Origin of the sequence: Paracoccus sp. IB05 (genome assembly GCF_016405985.1) — a bacterium.
Classification (GTDB): Bacteria; Pseudomonadota; Alphaproteobacteria; order Rhodobacterales; family Rhodobacteraceae; genus Pseudogemmobacter.
Genome location: NZ_JAEFCF010000078.1, coordinates 1 through 5,276 on the forward strand (window position 1 = coordinate 1; position 5,276 = coordinate 5,276).

Genomic DNA, 5,276 nt, shown 5'->3' on the forward strand with positions numbered 1-5,276 from the left:
CTTTGAAGAGAGCATCGCTCTCAGAAGACCGGAACAGAACCGGGACAGGTCCAAGATGCCGCGCATTTGCCCGAGATTTCTGTCCCAGGCATTCATGCGATCACCGGTCGGTCAAGACGATCGATAGCGCGTTCGACGCCGTGGTCAAGCGCCACTGCAGATGGCGACGTCGCAGCGGGATCATGATCATCTGACGCAGGAGCGGGGTGGATAAGGGGATCCGCCGGAGGACTCCTCTGCGGACTCTCTTATCGAAACCGATCTGATCCGGATTTGAACGCAATATGTCCGGAGATCATTTGCCCTGAAGGTTGCCCAAACCAAAAGAGCCGCCCAGGGAATGGGGCGGCTCTTGCGTCTCGTTTCAGCGCTCAGGCGACGAGGGTTTCTGACCTGAATCCGGCGGAACTGACTGCCGCAAGGAAGGCCCGTCTGGCGGAGCCAACGCTCCCAAGGCATGCCATGGCGGCCTCGATCCGGGTGAGCGCCGTGGTCCGCGCGTCGTCTTCCACCGGCCAGCGCTTGCGAAGCCAGTACCGCGCCTGTTCGATTGTGGTGAATTTCTGGATATCACCCTGGGGGGTGACGGCGATGTGCAGGGGTTTGCCCCAGTCTGTTTCTATCATTCTTGCTATATGGATACTGCCCGGGCAGTTTGCAACCGGCCGGTTTCTTCCAACGGGATGCGGGCAGGAAGATCCGGGATTTGCCACAGGCGAGCTTTCATGGTAAGAATCGCCTGCATCTACGTTTTTGAACCCTGATCCATTCGGCGCAGTTTTCGATAATCGCTTGTGCCGGGCTGTCACTTCCTGTGGGCGGCATGTATCAGAAAAGGATATCACGATGGCCAATGGCACCGTGAAATGGTTTAACGCAACCAAAGGCTTCGGCTTCATCGCTCCTGAGGGTGGCCGTAAGGACGTGTTCGTCCACGTCACCGCGCTGGAACGTGCTGGCATCCGTGGCCTCGACGATGGTCAGGCAGTGACCTTCGACATCGAAGCAGGCCGCGATGGCCGCGAATCGGCGATCAACATCAAGCTCGCCTGATATTTTTTTGATCCGTTCGGTTGTGACGGATCGCCGAGACGAACCACGGCCCATCCTGAAACGGCAATCTGATCAGCCGAAATCGCCGATCCTGCGCCGGTCTTGCTGGCGTTTACTGCTCGGGCCGAATCGCAAACGCGGTTAAAATGGTGGAAGGTCGGAAGACAGAAAAGACGCCCGGAGGACAATACTCCGGGCGTTTCTGCGTATGGGGCGGATGTTTTCCGCCTGATCTGTCCGCCAATGAGCTGGCAGCTGGCTGCACTGGAGACGTCATTGACCAATTTTTCCCAGAAAACGCCATTCAACCTCGCCGAATATCTGGCCCGCCCGGCGACCCCCGCGGAAATCCAGAGGGCAACGGCGGCCCGCAAGAAGCACAGGGATTTCATGGCAGGTCTTGAGGCCGAGCGAAACAAAGAGGCGCTTCGGCGCAAGGCCTGACCTCGGAATCCCTCAAAGCGGCCGGTCTCGGTTTCGGGCGGCCCGGCTTCTCGTCCGGGACGCTCCCTGCGCTCGCCACTGCGTGGCGCTTTTTACCGGGAGGGCGCATATCCTGGCGGGGCGCTTTGCCGCCGGGCCAGCCTGCCGGTCTCTGTTGCCTGAGGAGCCGCCGGCGAACTTCGCGGCCACATTTCAGGCATGGGCAACCCGGGCCGGCCTGACACTGCATGACGCACCGGAAATTCTGAAAGCGGGCGCTGCAGCAGCGAGGCGCCGGCATGCCGCCCAGGCTGCGAGGCGAACCTCGTCTCTTCCCTCGCACAACGTGCCTCCCGGAGGAGGGCGGATCGTCACAAGCAGGTGACAAGGTGGCGCGAGATGGCGTAACGTTGCCCTCCCCACAGGGAGCGCCCGATGCCTGCCGATCTGCTTGCAGCTGCTGCCAATATGTCTGTCGCCGTCGCGTGCGGCGCGCTGATCGGAATGGAACGGCAGATCCGGCAGCGCAAAGCCGGGCTGCGGACCAACGCTCTGGTCGCCCTTGGGGCGGCGGCCTATATGGTGTTTTCTACCCTGATCGACGGCGATATGAGCCCCAGCCGTGTGGCGGCGCAGGTGGTCAGCGGGATCGGCTTTCTGGGCGCCGGGATCATTTTCCGTGACGGGGCCAATGTCCATGGCCTGACCACCGCCGCGACGCTTTGGTGCGCCGCAGCAGTGGGACTGCTCGCGGGCGGAGGCCACTGGGATTACGCTCTGGTCGCCACGGGGCTGGTGGTTTTCGTGAATTTCGCGCTGCGGCCATTTGTTCAGTGGATGAAGCGTCGGATGGGGGCGGCGGGCGGCGGACATCGGCCATTCACTGTGAGGATTTTTGTCCCGGCGGCGCAGGAGGCGCAAGCCCGCAGCCTGCTTTTGGGCACGCTCGCGCTGAGCGGGCTGCCTCTGACGGGGATCGAGCTGCGCATGGCGGGCGACGCGGTGGAACTGATTGCCACCGTCAGCGGTGACGCGGCTGTCGAGACCCGGCTGGAACAGGCAGTGCAACGTATCGCAGCAGAGCCGGGCCTGTTGCGATTGCGCTGGTCGGCCTCGGAAGAGGGCTAGGAGGCGCAGGCCGAGCCCACCAGACCCGCCGCACTGACGCCCCAAACTATGCCCGGGCGGAGCGCGAGGCCGCATCCCTCCATATTGCTTCTCGTACCGGCCCAAGCCCGGCGCGATTTGCCGAGAAGCCGCAGCCGCAACCACTTCCGTACGTTGTGCAGCCTTCACAAATCGAGCCAGAAGAAGAATACCCTCAGACGTTAGAGGAGCTGATGGTGATTGTCGGGACGCCTGGAAAATCTGGGCTTTCCAAGTCAACGAAAGAAACAGGCTTGAGCTAGTCGGTGAGCTAGTCAGCGAGCTAGTCCATACACGAAGTATATTCACTACGTTCATATCCTTGATCCGACCTATTTCTTCCTTTCAGTCAGAAAAAGGGTATCCAGGGCCAAGTTTTTCCGGGTTCCGGGAAAGGTAAAGAAGATAGCGAAAATAGAACCAGTTCACCCCTCATAAACACGCATCCCCCAGCCCCCTTGAAATCCTCTGTTGATCCAAGATTGACAGGGGGGCAGTCTACGGGTTAATTTATTTGCGCTGATCTTCCGCCGTGTGGCCTTTGAGTGAAGATGGAGCGGTAGTCTCATCCGCAGCACAATCCTAATATGATTGCGCGTGGTGACTATGGCTTGGCCTTTCTCGATCAGATCCAAGATGAAACAGCCTGCGCAATTAATTGCGCAAGCAGAGGCGTCGGAAACCCGTGCGCTTGGCCCTGAGCTTCTTGCCCTGTTTGGCGTGGTGCCCGCCGCTTCCGGGATTTCCATCACGCCCGCCAGTGCGATGCGCTGCGCACCCGTCCGCGCTGCCGTGGAAGCAATCTCCGAAGCTCTGGGATGCCTTCCCCTGCACCTGTACGAACGGGGCCAGAACGGGGCACGGGACTGCGCCGAGGATCATCCCGCCGCCGAGCTTCTTTCCGGTGACGCAAACGAATGGACCAGCGCCGGGGGCCTTCGGGAGCAACTGACCCGTGACGCCCTCCTGCACGGCAACGGGTTTGCCGCCATTGTCTGGGACGGGACCGGCACCCCGAGAGAGCTTCACCGCCTCGACCCCGCCGCCGTCCAGATCGAACGCGACCAGACCAGCGGGGAACCGATTTACCGGCTCACCACCGGCAAGACCGCAAACCGCATCCTCGACCGCCGGGACGTGCTGCACATCGCCGCCCCCAGCGTTGACGGGATCAGGGGCGCAAGCCCGGTGCAGGATTGCAAAGAGGCCATTGCCCTGGCGCTTGCCCTCGAACGCTATGCCGCAAACCTTTTCGGCAACGGCGGTAGGCCTTCCGGCATCCTGTCTTTTCCGAACAAACTTACCGACGACTCCGCCAAGCGCATGAAAGGCTCATGGCAGGCCGCAACCGCTGGCGCAAATGCCGGTGCCACCGCGGTTCTGGAAGAAGGCGGATCGTTTACGCCCCTGGCCTTTTCCAGCGTGGACGCTCAATGCCACGAAATGCGGCAATTCGCGGTGGCTGAGATTGCCCGCATCTTCCGCGTCCCTCCGGTCTCGCTGATGGATTACAGCCGCCAGACCTGGAGCAATGCCGAGACGGGCGGGCAACAATTCCTGACCCATACCCTGGATCGCTGGCTTCGCGTCTGGACCGAAGAAATCCGCCTGAAACTCATCGACCGCGCCGACCGCGCCCGGATCTATGCCGAATTTCTGACCGATGCCCTGTTGCGCAGCGACTTCGCCACCCGTGCCACCGCATACGGGCAGTATCGAAGCATGGGGGCCATGACCGCGAACGAGGTGCGCAAGGGCCTGAACCTTCCGCCGCTGCCCGGCGGGGATGACCTTTCCAATCCCTACACCTCGACCAGCACCACGCCCGCACCGGGCACCTCGACCGAACCCGGCACCGAGGGGGGCGACGAATGACCGCCCAGACCTCCACCTTCTTTGGGGATAAACCCCGCGACCTGATCCTGGCACCCGAACTTGCCACCGAGCTTGAACGCCTCACCGACCAGGGCATCGGAGGCTTTTCGCGCCGCATCATGCAGAGCGATTTCAAACTTCTGGACCTGCACCACGTTATCCGCCTCGCGCTGATAGGGGGCGGCACCAGCCCGGAAGAAGCCGCTGCCCTGATCGCCGCCTATGTCACGCCGCGCCCGGTCCTGGAGGGCTTCGCGCTGGCCGTCCAGATCATCGACCACCTTATGACCGGGGCACCCCTGACCGATCCCGAAACGACCGAGGGGGCAGCGGCATGAGCAAGTCGATTGCAATCAAAGACACTGCATTGAGCCCGGAAACAAAGGCCGTCCGCTAAGGCCGCATCCAGCGCGTGATCCTGGTTGCATTGGGCGAAGCCCGTGCCTTCACCACCCCCGAGCTGGCGATCCTTGCCTATGACAAGGCCGGGCCGACCGAACTCAATTCCATCAACCGGGCAATCCGCCAGCTCAAAAGCAAGGGCTTCACGCTGAAATGCGAACGGCAAGGCCGGGTGGACGCAACCGGCTTTGTTTATCCCGCCGTGTCCATGCGGCAGGGCTGGGTGACCATGGCCCCCGCGATCATCACCCTTGAACGCGCTATCCTTGCCCGCAAGCTGCAACATGGCGGGCACCCCGTCCTTCGCTGGAACTTCGCCAATATCCAGGTGGCTTTGTTGCGCTATTCCTCTGATCTGCGGATTCATGTTTGTGAGT

General features: G+C 61.7%; 6 protein-coding genes and 1 pseudogene. 6 read left to right on the forward strand and 1 reads right to left on the reverse strand.

Annotated features, from left to right (window positions below; translation table 11 throughout):
• Positions 1 to 371 precede the first annotated feature (371 nt).
• On the reverse strand, positions 372 to 626 hold the full coding sequence (locus JC607_RS24925; RefSeq protein WP_198839403.1) for a DUF982 domain-containing protein: 255 nt from the start codon (positions 624 to 626) through the stop codon (positions 372 to 374).
• 220 nt (positions 627 to 846) lie between these two features.
• Here JC607_RS24925 and JC607_RS24930 point away from each other — a divergent pair, with 220 nt between their 5' ends.
• The 6 genes and pseudogenes from JC607_RS24930 to JC607_RS25715 form a co-directional block, all read left to right on the forward strand.
• Entirely contained in the window at positions 847 to 1,053 is a 207-nt protein-coding gene (locus JC607_RS24930; RefSeq protein WP_092898656.1) for a cold-shock protein, read from the forward strand.
• 243 nt (positions 1,054 to 1,296) lie between these two features.
• The gene (locus JC607_RS24935) at positions 1,297 to 1,497 is read left to right on the forward strand and encodes a hypothetical protein (protein ID WP_198839404.1); all 201 of its coding nucleotides are present in this window, start codon (positions 1,297 to 1,299) and stop codon (positions 1,495 to 1,497) included.
• A gap of 414 nt (positions 1,498 to 1,911) precedes the next feature.
• Positions 1,912 to 2,604 carry an MgtC/SapB family protein gene (locus JC607_RS24940; RefSeq protein WP_198839405.1) on the forward strand — a complete coding sequence of 231 codons (693 nt, stop codon included), beginning with the start codon at positions 1,912 to 1,914 and terminating at the stop codon, positions 2,602 to 2,604.
• A gap of 654 nt (positions 2,605 to 3,258) precedes the next feature.
• Entirely contained in the window at positions 3,259 to 4,497 is a 1,239-nt protein-coding gene (locus tag JC607_RS24945; RefSeq protein WP_198839406.1) for a phage portal protein, read from the forward strand.
• Entirely contained in the window at positions 4,494 to 4,835 is a 342-nt protein-coding gene (locus JC607_RS24950) for a gene transfer agent family protein (protein WP_198839407.1), read from the forward strand. The genes JC607_RS24945 and JC607_RS24950 overlap by 4 nt, the downstream gene beginning before the upstream one ends.
• Before the next feature lie 74 nt (positions 4,836 to 4,909).
• Positions 4,910 to 5,276, forward strand: a pseudogene (locus JC607_RS25715) (hypothetical protein); the annotation flags it as partial.

Bases quoted from the DNA above. Each gene is read 5' to 3' on its own strand.
- JC607_RS24930 (WP_092898656.1), top strand. From the start codon at position 847: ATGGCCAATGGCACCGTGAAATGGTTTAACGCAACCAAAGGCTTCGGC.
- JC607_RS24950 (WP_198839407.1), top strand. From the start codon at position 4,494: ATGACCGCCCAGACCTCCACCTTCTTTGGGGATAAACCCCGCGACCTG.
- JC607_RS24935 (WP_198839404.1), top strand. From the start codon at position 1,297: ATGAGCTGGCAGCTGGCTGCACTGGAGACGTCATTGACCAATTTTTCC.
- JC607_RS24925 (WP_198839403.1), bottom strand. From the start codon at position 626: ATGATAGAAACAGACTGGGGCAAACCCCTGCACATCGCCGTCACCCCC.
- JC607_RS24945 (WP_198839406.1), top strand. From the start codon at position 3,259: ATGAAACAGCCTGCGCAATTAATTGCGCAAGCAGAGGCGTCGGAAACC.
- JC607_RS24940 (WP_198839405.1), top strand. From the start codon at position 1,912: ATGCCTGCCGATCTGCTTGCAGCTGCTGCCAATATGTCTGTCGCCGTC.